This window comes from Dongshaea marina (assembly GCF_003072645.1).
Taxonomy (GTDB): Bacteria; Pseudomonadota; Gammaproteobacteria; order Enterobacterales; family Aeromonadaceae; genus Dongshaea; species Dongshaea marina.
This window is the reverse complement of record NZ_CP028897.1, coordinates 4,801,373-4,827,885: the sequence shown is the minus strand read 5'-3', so window position 1 is coordinate 4,827,885 and position 26,513 is coordinate 4,801,373. Positions and strand designations below refer to the sequence as shown.

Here is a 26,513-nt window from a genome sequence, read left to right as displayed (position 1 = left end):
AGATCAATCTTTTAGGTTCTGGTGTGTTTTAGCGAGGCTAAAGCCTCGCTAAGGGGAGATTAATCTTTCTCAAATAGCTTTCGAACCTGTGGAGCGGGAGGCGGGGTCAGCAGGGTGACACCCACAAAGGCGACTAGAGACAGGGTGATTGCCGGGACTATGGCATGCATCCCCCACAGTGAGATTTTGCCCTGAATCATCCAGATATAGCTGATGGCGCCGGCGAGCATTGAAGCCAGGGCACCGGGGCCATTGGCGCGCTTCCAGTAAAGGCCCATCACCAGCGGCCAGAGGAAGACTGCCTCCAGGCCGCCAAAGGCCATCAGGTTAAGCCAGATGATCATTTGGGGTGGATTCAGCGCAGCAACCACCACCAATAACCCGATGATCAGGGTAGCCAGGGTCGATAGCCTTGGGATCTGTTTTTCCAGCTTCTTGGGCTCATGGTCAGGGTTGCGCAGATAGTTCAGATAGAGATCTTTGATTAGGGTGGCGGAAGCCTGGATCAGCTGCGAGTCGATGGTGGACATGATTGCTGCCATCGGGGCGGCCAGAAATATTCCAGCCAGCCAGGGGGCAGCACCTTCATCATCAGGGTGGGCATCAGGTTATCCGGTGAGTCGATCTGCGGGATGATCGCGCGTCCCAAAGAGCCGGCAAAAGTCATGCCGAACATCAGCAGGGCGGTCATGATGGTGCCGACAATCATCGCTTTATGGAGGGCCTTGCTGTCTTTATAGGCAAAGCAGCGCACCGCAGAGTGGGGAAGTCCGATCACCCCAAAGCAAACCAGGATCCAGAAGCTCATCATGAAGGGAAGATGCAGAAAGTGTCCCGCCCCATAGGGGTGACCAGCTCAGGGTCTATTTTTTGCAGCTTGCCAACCAGCTGCTCCATGCCGCCCCCAAAATGTATCACTCCAACCAGCAGTACCAGGGTGCCGATCATCATCATTAGCCCCTGTACCGTATCTGTCACCACCACGGCGCGAAAACCACCTATCACCGTGTAGCAAAGGACGCACAGGGCAAACAGCAGCAGCCCCTGTTGATAGCTCAGGCCCGCTGCCGTCTGTAGCAGCCTGGCCCCACCGATAAACTGCACCACCATGGTGGCAATAAAGGCACAGATGATGGTGATGGAGCCGATAATCACCACTGCTTTGCTTCGATAGCGGGCCCACAGGATATCATTGATAGTTACGGCATTGATCTTGCGGGCAATGATCGCGAACTTCTTACCCAGTATGCCTAATGTGAGCCAGATGGTTGGGATCTGGATCATTGCCAGCAGCACCCAGCCCAGGCCGATTTTATAGGCAGCCCCCGGCCCGCCGATAAACGAAGAGGCCGAGGTATAGGTGGCGACCAGGGTCATCGCTAGCACAAAACCACCCATGCTGCGGTTGCCGATAAAGTAGTCATTCATGAAACTGCCAGCACTGCGCTGACGGTTGGCCCAGACACCGATGCCAAGAACTGCGATCAGGTAACCCAGCAGGGGCAACAGGAGTTCAATTTTCATCGCGGTCTCCCAGCTCAAGCTCGGTAAATAGCAGGCGGGCCATCAGGGTGACCAGCACCATGAATCCCAAAGGAAACAGCATACAGCTTGTGACAAACCAGAGGGGAAGCCCCCACAGGGAGTAACTGGCCGGAATCAGGTAGGCACTGAGGGTCCAGCAGATAAAATAGAGGAGTGCCAGCACTAGGCTCCAAATGGCCTCACGGCGGGCGATCGAAAAACGATCCGATTGCACAGATTTTCTCCGGTTGTCGATGGGCGAGCAAGGATACCAAAAACACCGCCTGCGAGCAGCAACCAGAGGCTGTATATTGTTGATCCTCCGGATAGTATTTGCAGATGCGTTGCAAGTGCCGACCGGTGCCAGGTAAGAAGGTGCGCTCGTCTGCACCCTCTTGCGGCATTCCTGCCGCTCAACCTTCATCCTCTGCGATTCGCCTCAGATCTCGCTCATGGTGAGATTGAACTTCCTTTCTCTGATTTCGAAATGAAGGTGCTTTGAGTTCATCTTCATCTTTTATGTTTTAGAGGCAGGACGCCGAACCGCGAAGCTCTGCGGAGGGGTGAAGTTGCTCCCTGAGTAACGTAACGCGAGATAGGATATCGAGCTGGGGAGATTTATCAGGGATGATAAATACGCAGCGCGCAGCGAGGTTTTGCCTACTTTTGACGATACAAAAGTAGGGCGCTGTCGGGCGCCCCCGACACATGTGCCGTAGGCACAAAAAGCTGACAGCAGGTCATCAATTCAAATACCGGGGTGTCCTTGGGAGTGAAGAGGGTATTGGACAAGCATATCCTGCCATACAGGGATGTATTAATGTCGAGAAAGGCTGGATGCCTGGGAGCGACCTTTTCCTGTTACCGCTGACCGCAGGTCAACTTTACCCATGCTTACTGGCAAGCCTCGAAGGTGGGCTGTTATGGCACCTTCCGGCCATGAGATCGACTCAAAAATATATTCCTTACCATCCACTGCGTCATCGGTTAGTATGTATCGAATTTCGTCGAAAATAGCGGAATAGATAAGCTTTTTGCTAATTTATGCCTTCACGTCATTAGACTCTAATGATTCTTTTTGCCTATCCAGAGCTGTATCACCATGAAATCCAAAACACTCGGAGCAAGTCTTATTTTTACCGGCAATTGTGTCGGAGCCGGTATCCTGGCACTTCCACTTTCTACCGCGGGCCTTGGCTTTGTCGCCACCAGTATTATTATCACCCTGTGCTGGCTTGTTTCCATGCTGGCTTCACTGCTGATTGTTGAGGTATTGGCGGCTTACCCAAAGAAAGAGCTTAATTTTGACTCCATGTATCTGCTGACCCTGGGGCGGGGAGGGCAGATCATCGGCATGCTGGCCTATGTGATCCTGCTCTATTCGGTTGCTGCGGCATACATGAGTGGAGGTGCTTCGATTCTGACCGCCCTGCTCTCCCAGGGAGGCATCAAGCTACCAAGCTGGATTGCTGCAGTGCTTTTTACCCTGGTGCTCGGAGGGATTGTGTACCGTGGGCATAGAGCCGTGGATATCAGCAACCGTCTCCTGCTCTCGACCAAGGGAGTTAGCTTCATCATCCTGGCGGCTTTGCTGATGCCGGATGTCAGGGCCTCGAACCTGTTTGATATCAGTCACAGCATGCCCTACCTGTGGTTTGCAATTCCGATCCTGTTTTTCTCCTTCGGGTTGCAGATCATGGTCCCCAGCATGTTTAGTTATCTGGACCGGGATACCAGGGAGATCCGCAAAGCGATCGTCATCGGGAGCCTGGTTCCCCTGGTAATCTACCTGCTGTGGCTGGTGGTGATGCTGGGGATCCTGCCGCGGTTCGGCTCCTCCAGCTTCTCCAGCTTTCTGGCAAACCATACCCCAAATGATATTGGCGATCTGTTTGTGATGCTTGGCCACAGGTCCACTCAGCATCTGAGTAGCACCATGATGGGACTTTTCACCAATGTTGCGGTGATGACCACCTTCCTCTCACTGACCCTGGCGTTACACGACTATATGCGGGACCTGTGTAAGCTCTCTAAGGGCCGCAAGGGTCGCAATCTGAGTATCCTGATCACCTACCTGCCTCCTTTGCTGGTTTCTTTGTTTCTGCCTTCGCTATTTCAGAGTGCCCTTGAGTATGCCGCCGGACTACAGGCACTGCTATTGCTGATTATCCCGGTCGCCATGGTGTGGTCGGTGCGTCGTCGCCAGGACAGGGAAGGGACAGAGGTGCTATTCCGGATCCCCGGGGGACGAGGTTTGCTAGCCTCACTGGCCTGCTTTGGTGCCATGTTGGTGGTGCTTGGATTTATGGCAAGCCTGAATATGCTGCCGGTGTTGAAGTAACTCCATCTCCCCAATAAAAAAGCCCCACCTGCTGAGTGGGGCTTTTTGTTGGAAGTTTAAACGCTTATCAGGCATCAGAAGCGCCAGGGCTGAGAAAGAACTGACAGGCCTGGTTGCCGGTTTCATCGCGCCAGTTATAACCAAGTTGGCGAAGATGGCTACAAAAAGGCAGAATATCCTCGGGGTTCAGCTCAAATCCACACAGAACCCGCCCATAGTCCGCACCATGATTACGATAGTGGAACATGGTGATGTTCCAATGGGTACCCAGAGTTTGCAAAAAGCGCTGCAGGGCACCGGGGCACTCCGGAAACTCAAAACTATAGAGCTGCTCGCGGATCGCTCGCGATGGCTTACCACCGACCATATAGCGAACATGTAGCTTAGCAACCTCATCATCGGAGAGATCGGCCACCGGATAGCCGGCATCGCGCAGATCCTGCATCAGGGCTTGAAGCTCACTGGCCCCCTGTTGCAGGCGGATCCCCACAAAGATATTGGCTCGCTCGGCATCACTATAGCGGTAGTTAAACTCGGTCACCACCCGCTCTCCGATGCGCTGGCAGAACTCCAGAAAGGCTCCCTTACGCTCTGGGATGGTGACAGCGAGTACCGCCTCCTTCTTCTCTCCAAGCTCACAGCGCTCGGAGACAAAGCGCAGACTGTGAAAATTCACATTTGCTCCCGAGAGAACGGCTGCCATCTTTTGATTTTTCAGCTGCTGCTTTGAGGCATACTGCTTGAGCCCGGCCAGGGCGATGGCACCAGAGGGCTCAGATACCGCCCGGCAATCATCAAAAATATCTTTGACCGCCGCACAGATCTCATCGTTACTCACGGTGATCACCTGATCCAGATGCTGCTGACACAGGCGGAAGGTTTCAGTGCCTACCAGGCGCACCGCGACCCCGTCGGCAAAGACTCCCACATGGGACAGAGGGGTCGGAGCGCCAGCTTTCAGGGCGGCCTTCATGCTGGCCGAGTCTTCGGCCTCAACTCCTATGACCCTGATGTGTGGCATCAGCTGTTTTACCAGCACCGAGACTCCGGCAGCCATTCCACCGCCGCCGACCGGGACAAAGATATAATCAAGCTGGCTGTTTTGCTGCAGCAGCTCCATGCCTATGGTGCCTTGTCCGGTGATCACCTGGGGGTGATCAAAAGGGGGAACAAAGGTCAGCTGCTGCTCCGAGGCCAGCTGTTCAGCGTGGGACTTTGCCTCGTCAAAGTTGTTACCATGCAGGATCACCTCCCCTCCCAGGTGGCGAACCGCCTCGACCTTGATATCCGGGGTGATTGCGGGCATCACAATCACCGCCCGCATCTTCAGTTTGGTGGCAGATAACGCCACCCCCTGGGCATGGTTCCCCGCCGAGGCGGTGATCACTCCCTGCTCTCGCTCGGCCTGGGGCAATTTAGCCATCATGTTATAGGCGCCGCGTAGCTTAAAAGAATTGACCGGCTGATGATCTTCACGCTTGAGTAGCACCTGATTACCCAGGCGCTGTGAAAGCTTTGCCAGTGGCTGCAATGGCGTAACCTGGGCCGCCTCATAGACGGGAGATATCAGGATCTCCCTCAGGTAGTCGGCACTGGTCAGTTGGGGAGTTGCTGAATGCTTGAGTTGAGCCGTCATAGGGCCTCCAACTTGCTGCGATCTCGAACCGCGCCCTGATCGGCACTGGTTGCGAGATTAGCGTAGGCCTTCAGTGCCATCGACACCGGGCGCTGACGGGATTCGGGCCGATATCCTTGGGCAGCCTTTTCGCTGCGGCGTCGGGCAAGCTCTTGATCGCTGATCGCAAGATGGATACGCCGCTGCGGAATATCGATCTCAATTCGATCGCCCTGTTCGATGAGGGCGATCGGCCCTCCGCTGGCGGCCTCGGGGGATATATGGCCGATTGACAGGCCCGAGGTTCCCCCGGAGAAACGTCCATCCGTGATGAGGGCGCATTGGGTACCCAGTCCCATCGACTTGAGATAGCTGGTGGGATAGAGCATCTCCTGCATCCCCGGCCCCCCTTTGGGGCCCTCGTAACGGATCACCACCACCTCACCGGCCTTGACCCGCTCCTCAAGGATCGCCTCAACGGCAGACTCTTGTGAATCAAATACATGAGCCGTGCCGTTAAACACCAGGTTCTCCTGGGCAACTCCTGCGGTCTTAACAATGCAGCCGTTTGGCGCAAGGTTACCCGACAGCACGGCCAGGCCGCCGTCCTGGCTATAGGCGTTTTCTTGATTACGGATACAGCCCAGAGCTCTGTCTGTGTCCAGCTCATCCCAGCGGCACTCCTGGGAGAAGGCCTTAGTGGTCCTGATCCCGGCCGGGCCTGCCCGGAAAAAGGCGTGCCGCGATTCTGCGTCGGGGCGCATCACATCGAACTGCTCCAGATTTTCGCCCAGGGTCTGTCCCAATACAGTGTGTGTATTGGTGTTAAGCAGGTTGGCACGATCCAGCTCGCCGAGAATTCCCATGACACCACCGGCGCGGTGCACGTCTTCCATATGGTATTTGGAAGTTGCAGGGGCGACCTTGCACAGATTTGGGATCTGTCGCGACAGGCGATCGATATCTGTCATCGAGAATTCGACCTCGCCCTCCTGGGCAGCGGCCAACAGATGCAGCACCGTATTGGTGGAGCCGCCCATGGCGATATCCAGTGCCATCGCATTTTCAAAGGCTTCGAAGGTGGCGATATTGCGTGGTAAGGCGCTGCTGTCATTCTGCTCATAATAGCGCTTAGTCAGGGAGACGATCTGATTACCTGCCTCAATAAATAGCTGACGACGATCCACATGGGTTGCCAGCAGGGAGCCGTTACCCGGCAGACTCAGCCCCAGGGCCTCGGTGAGGCAGTTCATTGAGTTTGCAGTAAACATTCCGGAGCAGGAGCCACAGGTGGGGCAGGCGCTTTGCTCAATCTGCTGACTCTGGGCATCATCCACCTTGGGATCTGCTCCCTGGATCATTGCATCGACCAGATCCAACTTGATCAGCTGATCGGAGAGCTTGGTTTTACCCGCTTCCATGGGGCCGCCGGAGACAAAAATTACCGGAATATTCAGGCGCAGCGCCGCCATCAGCATTCCGGGAGTGATCTTGTCACAGTTGGAGATGCAGACCATGGCATCGGCGCAGTGGGCATTGACCATGTACTCAACAGAATCTGCAATTAGCTCTCGTGACGGCAGGGAGTAGAGCATTCCTGAGTGGCCCATGGCGATGCCATCATCAATGGCGATAGTATTAAATTCACGGGGGATCCCACCCGCCTCAGTGATCGCCTCTGCGACCAGCTCAGCCGGATGCTGCAGATGAACATGGCCCGGAACGAATTGGGTGTAGGAGTTGACCACGGCTATGATTGGCTTACCAAAGTCTTCCTCCTTGACGCCGGTTGCACGCCACAGGGCTCTGGCTCCGGCCATGCGACGACCCGAGGTTGTAGTTGCTGAACGGTACTGGGGCATCGGCTTAGCTCTCCTGTGATTCGACGTAATCTAACCAGCCCCACTTGTCTTCGGTCTGGCCATTAAATAATCCAAAAAATTTCTGCTGCAACAACTCAGTGATTGGCCCTCGCTTGCCACAGCCGATCCGTGCACCATCGACACTGCGTACCGGGGTGATCTCGGCGGCGGTTCCCGTCATGAAGAGCTCATCGGCCAGATAGAGGGATTCACGCGCCAGCTTCTCCTCTCTAACCTCCAGCCCTGCGTCCCGGGCCAGGGTAATGATGCTGTCTCGGGTGATCCCCGGCAGAATCGCACTGGTCGCCGGTGGTGTATGTAACACACCATCACGGACGATAAACAGGTTCTCTCCGGCACCCTCCGAGACGTAGCCATTTACATCCAGCGCGATCCCTTCACCATAGCCATTGCGCCTGGCTTCCCCCCCGATCAACATGGAGGAGAGGTAGTTTCCGCCTGCCTTGGCGGCGGTTGGCAGGGTGTTTGGAGCCATACGGCTCCAGCTGGAGATGGTGGCATCGATTCCCTGCTCCAGGGCATCTTCTCCCAGATAGGTGCCCCAGGGAAATGCGGCAATCATCAGCTCCAGATTGGTATCCCTTGGTGGACAGACTCCCAGCCCGACATTTCCGACAAAGGCCAGGGGGCGAATGTAAGCGCCACTGAGCTTATTGGCACTGATGGTCTGGCGGGCAGCGGCCATTAGGTCTTCAGTGCTGTAGGGAAGGGAAAGCTGATAGATTTTTGCTGAATTGAGCAGTCGCTGCATATGCTCTTTGTGTCGAAACAGAGCAGGCCCTTCGGGCGTTTCATAGCAACGGATCCCCTCAAAGAAAGAGCTCCCATAGTGCAGGGCATGACTCATCACATGCACTGTACATTCATGCCAGGGGATCAGTTTGCCGTTATGCCAGATGTAGTCTGCTTGGTGAGTCATTGATTCGATTCCTTTATGCGTATGCGGATTGTCTGATGGAGGGGCTGTTACTCTCTTCTACCCGGATCACATCCCACAGCTTGGCGATCTGTCCTTCCAGAGATTTCAGTGGACGTTCACTGCACACTGAGACTTCGATACATAGCTGGCCGTTTTGCTGATCCTGCTCCATGTTCAGCGATTCGATCTTAAAGCCGCGATGGCGGGTGATCCGCAGCAGGCGTTCCAGGGTTTCGGGTCTGTGGTTTGCCTGGATTGTCAGAGTGTGATGGTTCATGAGTTGCCCTCCAGCATCTTATGGTTGGCCGCGCCTGGGGGTACCAGTGGCCAGACATTGTCCTGTTCCGAGATACGAACGTGCAGTAGATATGAGCCTGAGGACGTCAGCAGATCTTCGATGGCTGCCGGGACCTCACTCTTGGTGGTTATGGTGCGCCCCGGAATATCAAAGGCACGGGCCATGGTGACAAAATCAGGGTTATCAGAGAGATCGGTTTCGCTATAACGCTCCTCAAAAAACAGCTCCTGCCACTGCTTGACCATGCCCAGTCTCTGGTTGTCCAGCAGCAAGATCTTCACTGGTAGCTTGCGGCGCTTGAGAGTCGCCATCTCCTGAACATTCATCATGAAGGAGCCATCGCCGGTGATGAGGACCACGGGATCTTCGGGGCGAGCCTCCTTGGCTCCGATTGCGGCTGGCAAGCCATATCCCATGGTGCCCAGTCCCGAAGAGCTGATGAAATTTTGCGGGTGGGCCGGCTGCATATGCTGGGCGGCCCACATCTGGTGCTGACCTACATCCGTGGTGATGATGGTTTTGTCACATACCCGGTCCGAAAGCTGTCTGAGCAGCAGAGGGGCGTAGATCCGCTCGCCCGGATGATCGTAGCGCCAGGCATACTGCTGCTTGAGCTCAGCCACCTGCTGTTGCCACTCATTGAGCTGCAAGTTATTCAGTGTCAGATGGGGTAACAATTGACGAAGATCGCCACGCATCGGCACAGAGACCTCACGAAACTTGCCGATTTCCGCAGCATCTATGTCTAGGTGGATCACCTTGGCATTGGGGGCAAACTCGGCCAGTTTACCTGTGACTCTGTCATCAAAGCGGGCGCCGATAACCACCAGCAGGTCACATTGCTGAATCGCATGGTTTGCCGCTTGGTTGCCATGCATTCCCAGCATCCCAAGGTAGTAGGGGCTGCAGTAGGGCACGGTTCCTAATGCCTTGAGGGTGGTCACGGATGGGATCTGAGTTGCATCAATAAAGTCGCGCAGCTCCCCGGTTGCCTGACCCAATACCACCCCGCCTCCGATATACAGCATCGGTCTTTGGCTCTCGGCGATCAGCTGGCGGGCACTGACCAGGTGTTTGTGTTCCGGTTCTGGTGCTTTTACCGGCTCCATGCTCATGATCTCTTGCTGAGGGACCTCTGCCAGCAGGGCATCCTTGGTGATATCTACCAGAACCGGACCGGGGCGACCTGAGCTGGCAATGGTGAAGGCCTGCTCCAGTACATCAGCAAGCTCTGATGGGTCAGTAACTAAAAAGCTGTGTTTGGTGCAGCCCAGGGATAATCCCAGGACATCTACCTCCTGGAACGCATCGGTGCCGATCAATGGACTGGCGACCTGGCCCGTGATCGCGACCAGGGGAATGGAGTCGAGCATGGCATCTGCCAGCCCGGTGATGAGATTGGTTGCTCCCGGTCCAGAGGTCGCCATACAGACCCCTGTGGTTCCTGCGGCCCTGGCGTAACCTATGGCGGCAATGGCCGCTCCCTGTTCGTGACGACACAAGATATGCTCAATATCGGTATCCAGCAGGCGATCATAGACCGGCATGATGGTTCCTCCTGGATAACCAAAAATGGTTGTAATCTTGTGCTGCTTGAGTGCGCTGATTACCTGCTCTGCCCCTGTCATCGATTTCTCCTGCCGATGGCTCGTATCACCCGGTAAAAAAAAACCCCCGGACCTTTCGGTGCGGGGGTTGTTGATTCTGGTTTTTTTATTTTCTTTGGCCCAGCACCCCCGCCGCGGTGAGAGAATCACCACGAGGACTAGCACGATAATAATCACTATGGATTGGGCAAAAGATTTCATCTGTCGGTCACATTTATAAAGTTTTGTTCGTCTTTTTTATTGTTAACACACTATTTCGATTGCGTACAACCGGGTTTAGTAACTTTTTTTACCTGAAATGGAAGTTTTTGGATATCTCGTTGATTATTTGGATATCACCCCATTTGATTGAGGATAATCCTGCTGAGCCGGGATGAGTTTCTGGTGTTTTATACTTTATTTTGGGGTTTAAATAGTGATGAAATGATTATTCATCCGGATAAGGGGGATCGGCTCAAAAGAGTTTGGAATTGGTCCTGATTTCGTAAAGAAGAGGGGTTATGGAGTAAAAATCACAATACAAATCCCTCTTTAAATGAGTTTGATGTTAGTGTTTTTTTGTTGAACATGTCGTCGCGTTCGTTGCATTTCGGCGATTTTAGGTGTGTTTTTATGATTTTGTTGAACTCGGTTTACATGGCGGGTGAATATCCGTTACAGACACTTATTCATAGAGTTTCACTGATTTAATGAAATGGAATAGCGTGTTTAGCTAACTCCTGATAACACCAGTCGAGCGCCTGTTGATAATTGGTGAAAAGTCTGGATTGTAAGCTATCGGAGATAAGACGCTCTTTCTCAAGAATGCGCTTCTGAATTGCCATGCTACAGACCATGGCCTCAACCCGATAATTATGCTCAATAAACCAGGCCCGAACCTGATTGAAGGTCTTCCAGGTCTCAGGTGTGCTCAGTTGCCACTGGCGAAGGTCCATCAGGCAGCCCCAGGCCTGAGAGTCATAGCTGCTGATGTAGCTCTTTAGCTCCTGACCGCATCGTTCACCACACTCCCTGTTCCAGGCCCCAATGACGGTCAACAGCAAAAAGCGCCCTTGCTGTTTGAGTTGGTAACTTCCGTGGACCTGTGCCGGTCGCGTCATTTTGCCTCCGATGCAAAGCTTTCTATGGCTCTGCTGCTGTCATATTGATGTTATAGCACACCCTGTAAAGCGCTTTGCTGATAACAGAGTAGTCCTCTTTGGGTGGCGCTATCGCCCGGGCTGGGACCTCTGAACTAACACATCCATAGATTTTGTGTCGACATGGAGTTATGAGATGACTGTAGGTGACAGGGCCTTGGGTGTCGTGCCAATTTGCAGAAACATGAAGCGGGTCGGGAAAGCCGGACAAAAGTCCGTTTCATTTTGCAGCTGATACTCTAACCTGCTTCCACTATTTCTTTACTGGTGCATTCGTTATGAACATCTTGGATTGGTTGAGTATCCATCACACTCTGGTAAATATCCCGATAGGGAGTGGCTATGCCATGTCCTGGATCGAGGCTGTCGGTACTGTATGTGGGCTGCTCTGTATCTGGTTTGCCAGTCAGGAGAAGACGATTAACTACCTGTTTGGCCTGATCAATGTCACCCTGTTTGCCATCATCTTTTATCAGATCCAGCTCTACGGAAATCTGCTGCTTCAGCTCTTTTTCTTCTGCGCCAACCTCTATGGTTGGTATGCCTGGAGTTATGGTAAGGGTGAGACGGGTCAGCCGCTGCAAATTCGTTGGCTCAACCGATCACAGCTATTGGTGATCACTGTGGTTAGCCTTGTCGCGATTGGCTTAATGACCCGCTTTATCGATCCCGTTTTCCAGGCGTTGGCGAACCTGTCGGTGAATGTGATGAATCTGCTGGGCGCCGATTTGCCAGCAAGCAAAATTTCACCCGATGCATTCCCCTTCTGGGACTCGGTCATTACCGTACTCTCGATCGTTGCTCAGATCCTGATGGCCCGTAAACTCGTGGAAAACTGGTGGTTGTGGGTCCTGATTAACATAGTGAGCATCTGTGTGTATGCAGCACAAGGGGTGTACGCGCTCTCCATTGAATACTTCATCCTGATGTTTATCTCGGCCAATGGAGCCCGTGAATGGATGGGTAAGGCCAGGCAAAATCCAGCCAAATCAAATCGAGGGATTGAGGAGGCGACCGCATGAGCCTACAGCCCCATATTAATTGTGCACCTGAGTGGATTGCACCTGCTGTTCTGATTTGCGGAGAGGCGGCCCGAGTCGATCGTATCGCCCGGTTACTGGATAGGTCAGAGATAGTCAGTGAGAATCGGGAATATAGGGTATGCAACGGCTATTACCGGGATAAGGCCGTGACCTTATGTAGTACAGGCATGGGGGCGCCCTCAACCATTATTGGTATAGAAGAGCTCAAGTTGTGTGGTGCCGAGCGGATCATCCGGGTGGGCTCTGCCGGTGCTTTACAGCCTGAGATCGCACTGGGCGATCTGATCCTGGTCGAGGGAGCGGTTCGCTGTGAAGGTGGGTCACGAGCCTATGTTGAACCCGAGTACCCGGCTCTGTCTGATTTCAGGCTAACCTCGGTAATGGCGGACGAGCTTCGTACAATGGGCCACCCTTTCCACTCAGGGCTGGTTCGTTCCCATGACTCCTTCTATACGGATCGGGAGGATGAGATCTGTGCCTATTGGCATCAAAAAGGTGTCTTAGGGGCAGATATGGAGACCTCCGCCCTGCTTACAGTTGGACGACTACGAGGACTATTAACCGGATCAGTGCTGAATAATGTGGTCTGCTATCAGGGAGATCTTCAGCAGGGGATCTCTCAATATGCAAATAGCGAGCAGATCTTACTGAACGCCGAATTAAAGGCGGCACAAGCTGCCCTGAGTGCATTGATCAGTTAGAGCCCTTTCAGATTTATCCGGCTCATTACAGCATTGACTCCATGTATGGAGAAAATGCTCTGGTTTGGTGACTCCAACCAGATAGGGTATTCTCGGGCTGACAGCAGCCTTGAGAAACCCTATGCAACTGAAACCCTACCCGGGAGGGCGTTTTACCCCAGAGCTGGAGCGTAACCAGCAGCGGCTGGAAGGCGCCCTCAATGATTGCACCCTTCACGAGCGACCACTCATCAGTGGCCAATACCTGTTGCGAGAAGGCGATCCCCTTAGCTATCTTTATCTGGTGCCACTGGGGCGGGTATCCATGCATATCTCGGCGACTAATGGCCGCCGTTTCCAGCTTGGAGAAACAGACTGCTATTACCACCTGTTTGGTGAAATGGAGTTTTTCAATCAGACTCCCTGCCAGTGGAGTGTGGTCGCACTCGAAGAGTTTAAGGTGCAACAGATCTGTCCTCAAAAACTGCAGCAAAGATTATTACAGGAGCCTGAGCTGACCCTGTTTTTTGCCAGTGCCATCACCTATGACTTTCAACATGCCCTGGGGCTGTATACCCAAAGGGTGTTGCATCCGATCAGTTATAACATTGCTCATGAGCTGCTATTAAAGCATCAGAAACAGCAGCTACTGGGCGGCTTTAACCGCACTGATATTGAGGCCGAGCGCTTTGGGACCACAGATCGGGTATACCGCAGAGCGGTGAAAGAGCTGATCGAGAAGGGGATCGCGATCAAGGGTAAACAGGGGTTGGAGGTCGCCGATCTTCAGAAACTGCTGCAGTTTCTTGGCTTTTCTGAGGAGTAACCCTCTGGATCGGTTCAAATTTAAGCGTTAATAGAGCTGCAATGAGTCCTAAGGTGAACACCTGAAAAACTCCTGAGAGGTAAAAAACAAAAGAATTGAAGGCTATTGCGAGGGAGTATACAGGTGGTGAAATAAATACTTGGAGGGAAATATGAGTTTTGTTAGCCAATCTAATTCACCTACTCATGTTGCAGCCCATGGCCTTGAATATCCAGAGCCAAGGTCTAATACAGGTGTAAATATTGAGGGTCGCCAGGTTTGCCCAGTCAATCAGCTAGCTCGCGCTCACGCAGAGATAATGACGTTTCAAACGAAAGCTGAAGCGGACCAGCATGCCGCCGTTAGTAAAGTTACACATCATGCTATTCAATTAAGTCTTGATGGTATTAAGATAAGGGATATATGTGGAAGGATTCAACCAGAGCTCGCGGCTTTAGTTCGCAATCACCGTTTGCCTCTGCAGGCTGCTTGCGCAGTGGATTCAATCATGAGTGCGAGCCAGGAACCTGGTGGTTGGGAAGCACAACGTACTGTGCGACATGCGCTTGCTAGTAACAATCCTCGAGCTGTGGCACGGGAGTTTATAGGCGGGCTTCAGGTGGAGCCGGAGCATGTGGCTATTGGGAATCCACAACAGCAACCGCGCTGGCATGCTTGCTGTGCTTCTATAAGAGATTTTATTAGGGGCGAGGGATAGAAGGAACAAAAAAGCGCTTAATCGCGCTCTTGTTGTTCCAGCTTTTGCTCCAGCTGCTCGATTCGGCTTTCCATCTCGATCAGCTTTTCTCGGGTGCGCAGCAGAACCCGGGTCTGAACTTCAAACTCATCCCGGGTGACCAGATCCAGTTTCCCCAGTTGAGCCTGGAGGATCCCCTTGATCTTTTTCTCGACCTCTTCTCCCACGTTCTTAATGCCGGGAGGCAGGGATTCATGGATCTGCTTTGCGATATCTTCCAGCTTCTTTGGATTCATCACTTGGCCTTTATCAAGGGGAGAGAGTAAGCTCTCTCCCGGTAGAGATGTTACTTCTGCTGACGCTTCATCGCCACGAAGAACTCGTCATTGGTCTTGGTCATCGCCAGCTTGTCGATGAGGAACTCCATTGCGTCGATTTCACCCATGGGGTGAACAATCTTACGCAGGATCCACATCTTCTGCAGCTCGTCCGGAGTGGTGAGCAGCTCTTCACGGCGAGTACCGGAGCGAGTGATATCGATCGCAGGATAAACGCGTTTCTCGGCGATCTTGCGCGACAGGTGCAGCTCCATATTACCCGTGCCCTTGAACTCTTCGTAGATCACTTCATCCATCTTGGAGCCGGTATCTATCAGAGCGGTCGCAATGATGGTCAGGCTGCCGCCCTCTTCAACGTTACGTGCTGCACCGAAGAAGCGCTTGGGACGGTGCAGGGCGTTGGCATCCACACCACCGGTCAGGACCTTACCTGAAGAAGGTACAACCGTGTTGTAGGCGCGCGCCAGGCGGGTGATGGAGTCCAGCAGGATCACTACATCTTTCTTGTGCTCGACCAGGCGCTTGGCCTTTTCGATCACCATCTCAGCAACCTGGACGTGACGGGATGCCGGCTCATCAAAGGTCGAGGCAACCACTTCACCCTTAACCAGACGTTGCATCTCGGTGACTTCTTCCGGACGCTCGTCGATCAGCAGAACCATCAGTTCACAGTCAGGATGGTTATAGGCGATGCTCTGGGCAATGTTCTGCAGCAACATGGTCTTACCGGCCTTAGGCGGTGCGACGATCAGGCCACGTTGTCCCTTACCGATCGGTGAGGAGAGATCCAGGACCCGGGCGGTGATATCTTCAGTGCTGCCGTTACCACGCTCCATCCGCAGGCGATCATTGGCGTGCAGCGGAGTGAGGTTTTCAAACAGGATCTTGTTACGGGAGTTTTCCGGTTTGTCGTAGTTAACTTCGCTGATCTTCAGCAGTGCGAAGTAGCGCTCGCCCTCTTTCGGCGGACGAATTTTGCCGGCAATGGTGTCACCGGTGCGCAGGTTGAAGCGACGGATCTGGCTCGGAGAGACATAGATGTCATCCGGACCGGCCAGGTAGGAGCTATCGGCACTACGCAGAAAGCCGAAGCCGTCTTGCAGAATTTCGAGAACGCCGTTACCAAAGATGTCTTCACCACTTTTGGCATGAGCCTTGAGGATGGAAAAGATGATGTCCTGTTTGCGTGCCCGAGCCAGATTCTCCAGTCCCATGGTTTCGCCGAGCTTGATCAGCTCTGACACTGGAGTGTTCTTAAGTTGTGTGAGGTTCATAGTGGTGGGTTCTTAAAGTTCTTCTGGAATTCTTAAGGATTAGTTGGAATGGTACCGATATCCGGGTGCCGCTTGGATGATAGGCACATTCGGTTCGAACTCTGTACAGCCGGAAGGCTATCACTAAACCGCGAGTCCGTCTACAAAAGATGCAAAGCCCGAAGTCACTCTACTGAAAAATGTGCTTCGGACCCGATTTTCACTTACAGATTCTTGTCCAGGAACTCGGACAGCTGTGATTTCGTTAATGCACCAACCTTGGTGTCGGCAATTTCCCCGTTTTTGAACAGCAACAGTGTTGGAATTCCGCGGATCCCGAACTTAGGCGGGGTTTCCGGGTTCTCGTCGATGTTCAATTTACCGATCTTCAACTTGCCATCATACTCTTCAGCGATCTCGTCCAAGATCGGTGCGATCATCTTGCATGGACCACACCATTCGGCCCAGAAGTCAACCAAGATGGGGCAATCTGCCTTGATCACGTCAGCCTCAAAGCTGCTGTCTGATAGATGGACAATCTTGTCACTCATCATTAACTCCAATTCGTAAGCCTTCCTTGCCGAAGTTGCTCAGCAAAGACAATAATGGCCATATTTCAAATGATCCTGTTTCTTATTGCAAGCTTAACCTGATATGCTTTGACCATGAAAAAGACACATCTAACCGAAGAAAAATTCGACCAAATGGGCCTCGAGCCAGAGATTGTAACGGCTCTGGAGGCAAAGGGGTTTCATAATTGCACGCCAATTCAGGCGATGACACTCCCATTGCTGGTCGAGGGAAAGGATATCGCAGGCCAAGCCCAGACAGGCACTGGTAAAACGATCGCATTTTTGGCCGCAACTTTCAACTACCTGATGACCCACCCCCTGACCGAAGAGCGCGATCCTAAGTCTCCGCGGGCAGTCATTCTGGCGCCAACCCGGGAATTAGCGATCCAGATTCATCAGGATGCCCAGTCCATGTCCAAGGAGACAGGATTCAAGACTGCCCTGGCTTACGGTGGAGAAAGCTACGAAAAGCAGATCAAGCGTATCGAGCAGGGTGTCGACATCCTGATTGGTACTACGGGGCGCACCATAGATTATTTCAAGCAGAAGGTAATCAGCCTGTCCCAGGTTCAGGTTGTGGTTCTGGATGAAGCCGATCGCATGTTTGATCTGGGTTTCATCAAGGATGTCCGATTCCTGCTGCGCCGGATGCCATCTCCGGATCACCGTCTAAACATGTTGTTCTCGGCAACCTTCTCTCATAAGGTGCAGGAGCTTGCCTACGAGCATATGAACAGCCCAACTCATCTGCAGGTTGCCCCTGAGCAGATGACTGCCAAGCATATCAAAGAAGAGCTATTCTACCCATCGAATCAGGACAAGATGCTGCTGCTTCTGACCCTGATGGAGGAGGAGTGGCCGGATAAGGCGATCGTGTTTGCCAATACCAAACACTGCTGTGAAAAGGTCTATTCCTGGCTTAAGGCTGATAAGCACAGGGTTGGACTCCTGACCGGCGATGTTCCACAGAAAAAGCGTCTGAAGATCCTTGAGCAGTTTACCGCAGGGGAACTGGATATTCTGGTTGCGACCGATGTTGCCGCCCGTGGCCTGCACATTCCCGATGTGACCCACGTATTTAACTTTGATCTTCCGGATGATGCAGAAGATTACGTGCACCGAATCGGTCGTACCGGACGTGCCGGAGCCAGTGGTCATGCGATCAGCCTGGCGTGTGAGCAGTATGTGTTTAACCTGCCTGCGATTGAAACTTACATCAATCACCCGGTACCGGTCAGCAAATATGATAAGGATGCTTTGCTGGATGATGTGACGCCACCACGCAGAACCCATATGCAGCGTGAGCGCCGACATCAGCAGCGTTCAGCGGTATCTCGCAGGGCTGTAAATCGTAATAAAGGTTGATTGAGTGAAGAATTCCCCTCTGTATGCAGCGATTGATCTGGGCTCTAACAGCTTTCATATGTTGGTGGTCAGGGAGGTCGCTGGTTCGATTCGGGTTGTCGCCAAGGTTAAACGTAAGGTTCGCCTGGCAGAAGGATTGAGTAGCAGCAACGAGATCAGTGGGGCAGCGATGGAACGCGGCTGGAACTGTCTGAGGCTGTTTGCCGAACAGCTCAAGGATATTCCCAGTGAAAATGTGCGGATTGTGGCGACTGCAACCCTGCGTCTTGCCAACAATTCGGCTCAATTTATTGCCAGGGCCAGCCAGATCCTGAGCCAGCCGATTCAGATCATCTCAGGTGAGGATGAGGCCCGCCTCATCTATCAGGGGGTCTGTCATACCTCGGCCCATGGCGATCGCAATCTGGTGATCGATATCGGCGGGGCCAGTACCGAGCTCATCATCGGCGAGCAGCAACAGATCCTGCAGCTCAATAGCCTCAATCTGGGATGTGTGACCTGGCTCAATCGCTATTTCAGCGATGGCATGCTCACCGAGCAGGCCTTTGATGACGCCTGTAATGGTGCGCAGCAGGTTATCTCTGAGATCGCTTCAAGTTATCGTCGCTGTGGCTGGCAGGAGTGTTGTGGTGCTTCGGGCACTGTGCAGGCGATTCAGGAGGCGCTGCAGGCTCAGGGAGAAACCGAGCAGATCAGCCTGGACAAGCTGCTCAAACTCAAACAGCAGGTGCTGGCTTGTGGGTCCCTGGATGCATTGCAGATCCAGGGATTGGCGGCGGAGCGACTCAAGGTCTTTCCTTCGGGGCTGGCGATCCTGATCGCCCTGTTTGAGGTGCTGGGCATCGAGTCGATGCATCTTGCGGGCGGAGCGCTGCGTGAGGGGCTAATCCACAGCATGCTCGGTGGCGAACAGCCAAAGCCGGTTCATGAACGAACCATAGATAGCCTGTTCGAACGCTATCAGCTCGATAGAGAGCAGGGGGAGCGAGTGGCCCGCACTGCTCTGAAGGGGCTCTCATCCCTTAAAGAGGACTGGGGATTTGATGAGGATGTGATCCGCTTACTCGCTAGTGCCTGCAAGCTTCACGAAATTGGCTTGTGTATCGAGTACAAGAAGGCCCCACAGCATGCGGCTTATCTCATCGAGAACCTCTCTCTGCCCGGTTTTACCACCCCGCAGCGGCAGCTGATCTCCGGGCTCTTGTTTAATCAGCGTGATAGCATCTCCTTGGATCGACTGCAGCTGCAACGTTCGGTGCCACAGAACATCGCACTGCGGATGTTAAGGCTGTTACGCCTGTCAATTATCCTGTGCATGCGCCGGGCCAACGGCTCCATTCCCGATTTTGAACTGATGGCCGAAGGTGAAGTCCTGACCCTGACCCTCCCGGCGGGCTGGATGGAGGAGCACTACTTGCGGGCTAGTGAATTGCTGGATGAGATCCGTCATCAGCAACAGGCTGGCTGGGAGCTTAGAGTGGTTGAGCGCTCGGAATAATTTTCGGGCGCATACCTCTCACCATTCTCCTGTGCTGAGTCGGGAGAGATAATGATAGTCAAGCACTTCTGTTGGGGATGTTGCGGTTTTTTCTGCCTTGGGGTGCTTATGGCCCTGCTTTCTCCCTTTTCTGTCCCTCAGGGATATACCGAGATGCCACCGCTATTTGCGATCGGACTCTGGCTGATGATCGTTTCCCTGCTGGCTATGTTGTGCGTCCTTGGCTGGCACCTTCTTTTCAAAGCCATTAGTTATCGTCACAAATCACAGTGAAATCTCTGACCCGGACGGGAAAAGAGGCGCCGATGTTCTGCCTCCAGAAGCTCATCTTTTAAAGAGCCAGCATCGGGGCATCCAGGGAGTCAACCTTACTCTGTAATCCTGAGAGATCCCCATCTAGCCAGGAGTCTATGGTCTCTATGTTTCCCTGGGTATGAGTTTCAATAATCTCAGAGTAACTAAATGATACCTCTTCCAGATCCGGGTAGGGTTGGTGTTTGCGCAGGAAGGTGGTGGGGGTCAAGCCCTTACGGCTGACGATAATCGCGTTGTTGAGAGTCACCTGATAATAAAGGTACTCCTCGCCATCGGCAGATATCTGGTAGAAATCAAGGGTCACGCTGCAGCGTTCGCCGGAGCAGCAGGCCTGTAGCAGTTTGGGGGAGGCGACATCCCGTCCCTTACTCACAGTGAGTGGAGCATGGATCCTTTGACCGGTTGCCACGGCCTGGTGGGTATCTGTTGGGATCTCTATCTGGTGTGAGAGGGCATAGACCAGAATTTTATTTCGCTTTTCACCGGCCTGGGCACATGACCCAAGAATGGGCCCTTGGTGGGCTCCGGTGACAGACATATAGATGGTGAAAGCCATATCTGATAGCTCCTTGCTGTTGTGACTCCTCTTCCTGGAGGAGGCTTTCATGCATTGGGCCGGGGACTACAGCGCCCGATGTGAGAGATTCAAACCGATTGAATATATTGTGTTCAATTTTGGATGTCTCGTATTTCACCCAAAAAGTAGTTAGCCAGCCCAAGAAACATGGTTTTTGCGTAGATTATTGTCGCACTAGAGGTTTTTGATCACCCGGAGTTAAGGGATGGATGGGTTGTTGGTGATGAGTTTGCAGGAGGAGATCCGCCGCGGGGATCTCCTCTGAAAGCGATGAGAGATCAGTTTTCGTTGAGCCAGATAGCGGCCTGTTTGGCAAAGTAACTGAGGATGCCATCACAGCCGGCACGCTTGAAGCATAGCAGGGACTCCATGATTGCTGCGCGCTCATCCAGCCAGCCATTTTGAATAGCTGCCATATGCATCGCATATTCCCCGCTCACCTGATAGGCGAAGGTAGGAACCGCAAACTCCTGTTTAACCCGGCGTACTATATCCAGGTAGGGCATCCCGGGCTTGACCATTACCATGTCCGCGCCCTCACTCAGATCCAGAGCGATCTCGTGAATTGCCTCGTCTGAGTTGGCCGGATCCATCTGAAAGCTTTTCTTATCCGATTTCCCTAGAGAAGCTGCAGAGCCAACCGCATCACGGAACGGGCCGTAGTAGCAGGAGGCATATTTGGCTGAGTAGGCCATGATCTGGGTATTAATAAAGCCGTGTTGCTCCAGGGCGGTACGAATGGCGCCAATCCGGCCATCCATCATATCTGAAGGAGCGACTACATCTGCTCCGGCTTCGGCATGGGATAGCGCCTGGCGAACCAGTATATCTGTGGTCTGGTCATTGAGGACATAACCCTGCTCATCAATGATGCCATCCAACCCATGGCTGGTGAAGGGATCCAGGGCCACATCTGTGATCACCCCAAGATCAGGGAACTGCTGCTTGAGGGTTCGCACGCTGCGCTGGACCAGGGCATCCGGGTTGTATGCCTCCTCGGCCAACAGTGATTTTTTTTCAACCGGAGTCACCGGAAACAGGGCGATGGCCGGGATCCCTAGCTCAACCAGTTGTTCTGCCTCTTTGAGCAGCAGATCCAAAGATAAACGTTCAATGCCTGGCATCGAGGGAATCGACTCGCGTTGATTGTGTCCCTCAAGCACGAACATCGGATAGATGAGATCGTCGACCGTGAGCTGGTTCTCCCGGATCAGGCGGCGACTAAAGGGGTGAGCCCGCAAGCGGCGCTTGCGGCTATGGGGATAGGCTGAATTGACTAAAGAGATGGACATACAGTGATCTTCTATCGGGTTAATGAAAAAAATGCGCGGCAGTTCTGCTCCAGCTGATCTCTCAGCTGCTCGGGGGATTGTTGGCGCAGTAAGGCCACCACTTCCAGAATATGCGACAGATAGCAGGGCTCATTGCGCCGGCTTTTGGGTTTTGGGCTGAGATCCCGGGGCAGCAGGTAGGGTGCATCGGTTTCTATCAGCAGTCTCTCATCCGGGATCAGCGGGACCAGCTGGCGCAGCTCCTGGCCACGGCGTTCATCGCAGACCCAGCCGGTGATCCCTATCATGAGTCCAAGCTCAAGGCACTCCTCAAGCTCTTCACGGTTACCGGTAAAGCAGTGCAGTAGCATTCCCGGAATCTTACCCACCCAGGGGCGAAGTAACTCTATAAAATGCTTATGTGCATCCCGGCAATGCATATAGATAGGGCGCTTAAGTTTCGCTGCCAGCTCCAGCTGTTGACTGAATATCCGTTCCTGATCGGCAGGAGGAGAAAAGTTACGGTTAAAGTCCAGACCACATTCGCCGAGGGCGACCAAAGCCCTGTTCCGATCACTGAGCAGCTCTTCGAGTCGCTCCAGGCTGCTGTTGTCGGCATCTTTGGCATGGTGGGGATGAATCCCAGCGGTGGCAAAACAGTAGTCAGGCCATTGGTTGGCCAAAGCCAGCGCCTGCTCGCTATCCGGGATATCCGAACCTATCAGGATCAGTCCCGTTACCCTGGCCTGTTTGGCTCTCGCCACCACCTCCGGGGCATCATGGGCAAACTGGCTACTGGTCAGGTTTACGCCAATATCGAACATTCGGATCTCCATCTGCTTGCCGCGAATATCGGCTGTTATCTGCTGACGCATCATATCACCCCTGAAATGCCTGGGCCATGTGCCTGTGATGTGGGGAATTTTTAGGCGAGGGTGGAGTCTTAAGCAATAACTCAGGAATAGATTAAACTTTTAGAAGGCCCAATTGGAGATTTTTCATGGATGAAGATTAGTCAGCTGATCACATGCATTATTCTTGTGGTTTTGGTGATGGCGCTAGGAGGCGTTTACCTCGGCTCTCGTTACCTGATCCTCAATGAGTTCAATGAGCTGGAGCAAGAGAGCATGGAGCGCAATCTGATGCGGATGAACCAGGCTTATCTCTCTGAGCTCGAGCAGCTCGATACCCTGACCCGGGATTGGGCCGAGTGGGATGATACTTACCACTACATGGATAAGCGCGACAAATCCTATGAAGCAAATAATCTCAATACCCTGACTTTTGAGACCCTTAAGGTTGATAGCATCCTCTATTTTCGCAGTGATAAGCAGTACTATTATGGGGCCTCCCTCATCAATGGGGCGTCTCGTGCCGTTAAAAATGAGCTGATCGATCACCTGAGCCGCTATGTGACCGCCAGTTCAACCCCGGACGTCTCTTCCGGGCTGTGGAACTATAATGGGATCTACTATTTTCTCTCCAAGATGCCGATACTTACCAGTGAAGGAGAGGGGCCGATCAATGGCTACCTGGTTTTCCTCAAACGTTTCGATGCCGATGTGAAAAATCATCTACAAAAAGCGGTATCGGTCAATGCCAAGTTTTTCCGGGGCAGCGGCCTCAATGAGGCTGGGAAACTCGGGATCTTGAGTAAGCTCCATGGCAAGAGCAGCTATGTCATCACCGAGCCAGATCAGATCGTCGGTTTTGCCATGTTACCCGCGGTTGGCAAACAGGTCGGTATCATGGTTGAGATCATGCAGCCCCGTGATTATTTCCTGCAGGGCCAGAACATGGTCAAAACCTTCTTTCTCTATCTTCTGTTTGGCGGCATCGTCTATCTGGTGATCGTGCTGTTTACCCTCAACACCTTTGTCTCCTCCCGCCTGAGAAGCCTGGCGACCAACCTTGCGCTGATAGGTACCAAGGGAGATAAGCTTGGCCGGGTCTGGGTGGATGGCAAGGATGAAATTGCCGAAGTCGCTCAGGCCTGCAACAGCATGCTTGATACAATTGAGACCATGTATAGCGCTCAGGAGGAGAGTGAGCAGCGTCAGCGTAAGCAGAGTGAGGCCCTTGTGAGTCTTGCCAAGAGTGATTTGCTGCTGGCCGGAGATCTTCCCCGTGCCGCACAACGGATCAATGAGGCGATCTGTCGCGGCAGTGATGCAACCCGCTCCAGTATTTGGTACTGCTCCGAAGATCAGCAGCAGATGTTCTGTCCGGATCTCTATTTTGCACCCACGGATCATCACCAGCAGGCCCCCTCTTTGCCTTATCACTTTATTCGTGGCCGCTACGAGAGCGCCAAGCTGAATAGCTCTGTGGTTTGGGTCATCCAGGATCCCTATGAGCGCTCCCGCTTCAACGCAATGATCGAGCGGCTGGGGTTGGCTCCTTTGGAAGGGGTGGTGATGATCTCACCGATTCAGCATAATCAGGAGCTGTTTGGCTTCATCATTGTTGAGCAGGAGCGCGCTTCAGAGCACTGGTGCCAGGACGAGGAGATCTTTATCATCTCCATCTGTGAATATTCAGCGCAAACCCTGACCGCCCTGAGCAAGTTACAGCAACATCAGGAGCTGGAAAAACTAGCCAGCTTTGATGAGCTGACCGGAATGGCAAATCGGCCTCACTTCCTGAGGCTGATGAAGCGCCAGCTGCTTCGTGCCAAGCAACTCGATGAGTTGATGGCCTTCTTCTTCATCGGGGTTGAACGCCTCAAAGAGGTCAATGATCAGTACGGCCACGCCTCCGGAGACTGGGTCATCACCTGTGTCGCCGAGCGAATGAAGGGCTGCTTGCGTAGCAGTGATCAGATCGGTCGCTCCGGCGGCGGTGAATTTATGGTGTATCTTGCATCGCCACGCAATCTTGAAGATGCCGAGTTCGTGGGCGCCAAGTTGCTGGCGGCGATAGAGGCGCCTATTGATTTCGAGGGGACTACCCTGGCAGTGAGTGCCTGCATCGGCATCTCCCTGTTCCCTTCTCAGAGTGATGATCAGGATCGTTTGATTCACTGTGCCGAGATGGCGATGAATCACCTGCGACGCAATTCCGAGCGGGGGGTTCACCTGTATGATGCAGGCACGGACCGTGACTAAAGCCGGTCCTGGCTGCTGAATGAAAGAGTAAAAAAAGCCCGTTGCCGGGCTTTTTTAATCTGGCTTGCTCTAATCTTTATTACAGCTCTGCAGCCGAGGTTTAGCGCTACGCTTGAATTTGAGCTGTTGAATCAATAGGGCGATCACTATCAGCACCAGTCCGGTAATGGTGGAGAAGTAGATATTCTCTCCCACCAGAAAGTGCAGCAGCACCAAAGAGACGAAGGGGGAGATGAAGATGAGATTGCTGATCCGGGCGGTATTGTCGGTATGGCGCAGCGCCTGCAGCCACAGGACATAGGTAAAGCCCATCTCAAAAAATCCAACCCAGACCGCTCCCAACCAACCCTGCCAGTGGCCCATATGAAAATCTGACAACCAGGCATTGGCTATGAGTACCAGAGGAAATCCCAGCAGAAAAGCCAGCAGCAGGCTGACGATGGCATCCCCCTGGTTTTTGGTATTAAGGATCCAATACATCGCCCAGATCACCGTCGACAGCAGTGCCAGAATGACTCCCAGGGGGTGGGAGAAGTGCAGGTGGGTGAGCTCCCCATGGGTGGCGATCACAAAGGCGCCCAGGTAGCCAATCACAATCGCGACCCAGTCCTGAGGACGGATCTTCTGTTTGAGAAAAACCACCGCCATCAGGGTCAGGGTAATAGCCCAGGTATAGTTCAGCGGCTGGGCTTGCTGGGCGGGCAGCAGATCATAGGCTTTAAACAGAATAAGGTAGTAGAGGCAGGGGTTGAGCAGCCCCATGCACAGGTAAAACAGGGGACGGTTTCTCAGGTAGCTACCGACAAGGTGAAGTTTACCCTGTTTTAATACGATGCCAGTGAGTGCAAGGATAGAGAACAGACTGGCAGCGACCAGCAGCTGGGAAGGCGAAAAATAGTTCAAAGAGAGTTTGAAGGCGGAAGCGACGGTGGACCAGCAGGCCACCGCCGTTAATCCAAACAGATAGGCTTTTTTCGAGTTAGTCATGGCTTACCATAGGTCACGGGATTCAAAGCACCCTTATTATTGGGGACCACAGCATAGCAAGTCAGCTAAGTTAAACGAAAGCGCGGGCTAAAGCATCCGCATAAAAAACGCAAAAAACAGTCGGAAAAAACCGAAGATAATGGTGATTACAAAAAGAACTGTCACCAGTGAGTGAAGCGCTCCCGCAGCGATTAACTGGGTCCCTAAGAACAGCAACAGAGTGACCGCCATCAGCAGCCAGTGCAGCTTGGGGCTTTGCCAGTAGGAGTTGGGGGCGTTGTCCGTAATCTTGCCATCATTCATGATGAATCTCCTCAAACATCCCTGGGTCTGACCATAATAGCGACAAAAGCTCTCACTGTTGAGTGTTTTTTATCCAGGTCTTGGTGTCGTTTCTGTTACGCCTTGATATTTTTAGAAAAATATCAAGGCGTAACAGAAAGATGCTCGCGAATTCACAAAGATACAAAAAATATGCAGGGGTCGGGACGATGTTTAGGCTCTGTTGACGTTTCCAATTTTGAACCTGTTGCCCCTGATAATGTTCTGTTCGCGACGCGAATCATGCGGTTTAGTTGCTCTAAATGAGTGATGAGCAACAATGAACAGGGCTTTTTCAGGAGCAACCCGCAGGGCAGTGGCTCTTTTTCCTCCCAGCGGCGTTATCAGATGTTCATGT

General features: G+C 53.1%; 23 protein-coding genes and 1 pseudogene. 8 read left to right on the top strand and 16 right to left on the bottom strand.

What is annotated here, in order from left to right; genetic code table 11:
* Positions 1–59: 59 nt before the first annotated feature.
* Both panF and DB847_RS25855 read right to left on the bottom strand, forming a co-directional pair.
* Positions 60–1,524 (bottom strand): annotated as a pseudogene (panF, locus tag DB847_RS22615) (sodium/pantothenate symporter).
* Positions 1,514–1,759, bottom strand: a complete 246-nt coding sequence (locus DB847_RS25855) for a YhdT family protein (RefSeq protein ID WP_234418461.1) — start codon at positions 1,757–1,759, stop codon at positions 1,514–1,516. Before DB847_RS25855 ends, panF begins: the two are co-directional and overlap by 11 nt.
* 867 nt (positions 1,760–2,626) lie before the next feature.
* Here DB847_RS25855 and DB847_RS22605 point away from each other — a divergent pair.
* On the top strand, positions 2,627–3,865 hold the full coding sequence (locus tag DB847_RS22605) for an amino acid permease (RefSeq protein WP_159084803.1): 1,239 nt from the start codon (positions 2,627–2,629) through the stop codon (positions 3,863–3,865).
* Between the two features lie 67 nt (positions 3,866–3,932).
* On the opposite strand, the gene ilvA is transcribed toward DB847_RS22605, so the two are convergent.
* From ilvA to DB847_RS22575, 6 genes are all read right to left on the bottom strand, one after another.
* The gene (gene ilvA, locus DB847_RS22600; protein ID WP_108652687.1) at positions 3,933–5,501 is read right to left on the bottom strand and encodes a threonine ammonia-lyase, biosynthetic; all 1,569 of its coding nucleotides are present in this window, start codon (positions 5,499–5,501) and stop codon (positions 3,933–3,935) included.
* A complete protein-coding gene (gene ilvD, locus DB847_RS22595) occupies positions 5,498–7,342 on the bottom strand; it encodes a dihydroxy-acid dehydratase (RefSeq protein ID WP_108652686.1) in 1,845 nt (614 codons plus the stop codon). Before ilvD ends, ilvA begins: the two co-directional genes overlap by 4 nt.
* 4 nt (positions 7,343–7,346) lie before the next feature.
* A complete protein-coding gene (locus DB847_RS22590; RefSeq protein WP_108652685.1) occupies positions 7,347–8,282 on the bottom strand; it encodes a branched-chain amino acid transaminase in 936 nt (311 codons plus the stop codon).
* Positions 8,283–8,295: 13 nt separating this feature from the next.
* Entirely contained in the window at positions 8,296–8,559 is a 264-nt protein-coding gene (gene ilvM / locus DB847_RS22585) for an acetolactate synthase 2 small subunit (RefSeq protein ID WP_108652684.1), read from the bottom strand.
* Positions 8,556–10,208: an acetolactate synthase 2 catalytic subunit gene (gene ilvG / locus DB847_RS22580; RefSeq protein WP_108653072.1), complete on the bottom strand. Its 1,653-nt coding sequence runs from the start codon at positions 10,206–10,208 to the stop codon at positions 8,556–8,558. The genes ilvM and ilvG overlap by 4 nt, the downstream gene beginning before the upstream one ends.
* A 665-nt stretch (positions 10,209–10,873) precedes the next feature.
* Entirely contained in the window at positions 10,874–11,287 is a 414-nt protein-coding gene (locus tag DB847_RS22575; protein ID WP_108652683.1) for a hypothetical protein, read from the bottom strand.
* A gap of 317 nt (positions 11,288–11,604) precedes the next feature.
* Here DB847_RS22575 and pnuC point away from each other — a divergent pair, with 317 nt between their 5' ends.
* From pnuC to DB847_RS22560, 3 genes are all read left to right on the top strand, one after another.
* The gene (gene pnuC, locus DB847_RS22570; protein ID WP_108652682.1) at positions 11,605–12,348 is read left to right on the top strand and encodes a nicotinamide riboside transporter PnuC; all 744 of its coding nucleotides are present in this window, start codon (positions 11,605–11,607) and stop codon (positions 12,346–12,348) included.
* Positions 12,345–13,070, top strand: coding sequence for a nucleoside phosphorylase (locus tag DB847_RS22565; RefSeq protein ID WP_108652681.1), 726 nt, complete (start codon positions 12,345–12,347; stop codon positions 13,068–13,070). The genes pnuC and DB847_RS22565 overlap by 4 nt, the downstream gene beginning before the upstream one ends.
* Before the next feature lie 121 nt (positions 13,071–13,191).
* Positions 13,192–13,875 carry a Crp/Fnr family transcriptional regulator gene (locus DB847_RS22560; RefSeq protein ID WP_108652680.1) on the top strand — a complete coding sequence of 228 codons (684 nt, stop codon included), beginning with the start codon at positions 13,192–13,194 and terminating at the stop codon, positions 13,873–13,875.
* Between the two features lie 714 nt (positions 13,876–14,589).
* On the opposite strand, the gene ubiK is transcribed toward DB847_RS22560, so the two are convergent.
* The 3 genes from ubiK to trxA form a co-directional block, all read right to left on the bottom strand.
* Positions 14,590–14,850, bottom strand: coding sequence for a ubiquinone biosynthesis accessory factor UbiK (gene ubiK / locus DB847_RS22550; protein WP_108652678.1), 261 nt, complete (start codon positions 14,848–14,850; stop codon positions 14,590–14,592).
* Positions 14,851–14,897: 47 nt separating this feature from the next.
* Positions 14,898–16,163 carry a transcription termination factor Rho gene (gene rho / locus DB847_RS22545; protein WP_108652677.1) on the bottom strand — a complete coding sequence of 422 codons (1,266 nt, stop codon included), beginning with the start codon at positions 16,161–16,163 and terminating at the stop codon, positions 14,898–14,900.
* Positions 16,164–16,366: 203 nt separating this feature from the next.
* Entirely contained in the window at positions 16,367–16,693 is a 327-nt protein-coding gene (gene trxA / locus DB847_RS22540) for a thioredoxin TrxA (protein ID WP_108652676.1), read from the bottom strand.
* A gap of 114 nt (positions 16,694–16,807) precedes the next feature.
* Here trxA and rhlB point away from each other — a divergent pair, with 114 nt between their 5' ends.
* From rhlB to DB847_RS22525, 3 genes are read left to right on the top strand one after another with little or no spacing between them, the layout of a single operon-like run.
* Positions 16,808–18,079 (top strand): ATP-dependent RNA helicase RhlB, encoded by a 1,272-nt coding sequence (gene rhlB, locus DB847_RS22535; RefSeq protein ID WP_108652675.1) that lies wholly within the window; start codon positions 16,808–16,810, stop codon positions 18,077–18,079.
* A 4-nt stretch (positions 18,080–18,083) separates the two neighbouring features.
* The gene (gppA, locus tag DB847_RS22530) at positions 18,084–19,577 is read left to right on the top strand and encodes a guanosine-5'-triphosphate,3'-diphosphate diphosphatase (RefSeq protein WP_108652674.1); all 1,494 of its coding nucleotides are present in this window, start codon (positions 18,084–18,086) and stop codon (positions 19,575–19,577) included.
* A gap of 51 nt (positions 19,578–19,628) precedes the next feature.
* A complete protein-coding gene (locus DB847_RS22525) occupies positions 19,629–19,850 on the top strand; it encodes a hypothetical protein (protein WP_108652673.1) in 222 nt (73 codons plus the stop codon).
* 58 nt (positions 19,851–19,908) lie between these two features.
* On the opposite strand, the gene tssD is transcribed toward DB847_RS22525, so the two are convergent.
* From tssD to tatD, 3 genes are all read right to left on the bottom strand, one after another.
* Positions 19,909–20,448 (bottom strand): type VI secretion system tube protein TssD, encoded by a 540-nt coding sequence (gene tssD, locus DB847_RS22520; RefSeq protein WP_108652672.1) that lies wholly within the window; start codon positions 20,446–20,448, stop codon positions 19,909–19,911.
* A 299-nt stretch (positions 20,449–20,747) separates the two neighbouring features.
* Positions 20,748–21,761, bottom strand: coding sequence for a porphobilinogen synthase (gene hemB, locus DB847_RS22515; RefSeq protein WP_199911667.1), 1,014 nt, complete (start codon positions 21,759–21,761; stop codon positions 20,748–20,750).
* An 11-nt stretch (positions 21,762–21,772) separates the two neighbouring features.
* On the bottom strand, positions 21,773–22,564 hold the full coding sequence (gene tatD / locus DB847_RS22510) for a 3'-5' ssDNA/RNA exonuclease TatD (protein WP_108653070.1): 792 nt from the start codon (positions 22,562–22,564) through the stop codon (positions 21,773–21,775).
* A gap of 180 nt (positions 22,565–22,744) precedes the next feature.
* Here tatD and DB847_RS22505 point away from each other — a divergent pair, with 180 nt between their 5' ends.
* On the top strand, positions 22,745–24,847 hold the full coding sequence (locus DB847_RS22505) for a sensor domain-containing diguanylate cyclase (RefSeq protein ID WP_108652671.1): 2,103 nt from the start codon (positions 22,745–22,747) through the stop codon (positions 24,845–24,847).
* A 69-nt stretch (positions 24,848–24,916) separates the two neighbouring features.
* Here DB847_RS22505 and DB847_RS22500 read toward each other — a convergent pair whose 3' ends face one another.
* Entirely contained in the window at positions 24,917–25,834 is a 918-nt protein-coding gene (locus DB847_RS22500) for a DMT family transporter (RefSeq protein ID WP_108652670.1), read from the bottom strand.
* An 87-nt stretch (positions 25,835–25,921) separates the two neighbouring features.
* Positions 25,922–26,137, bottom strand: coding sequence for a hypothetical protein (locus DB847_RS22495; RefSeq protein WP_108652669.1), 216 nt, complete (start codon positions 26,135–26,137; stop codon positions 25,922–25,924).
* Between the last annotated feature and the right edge of the window lie 376 nt (positions 26,138–26,513).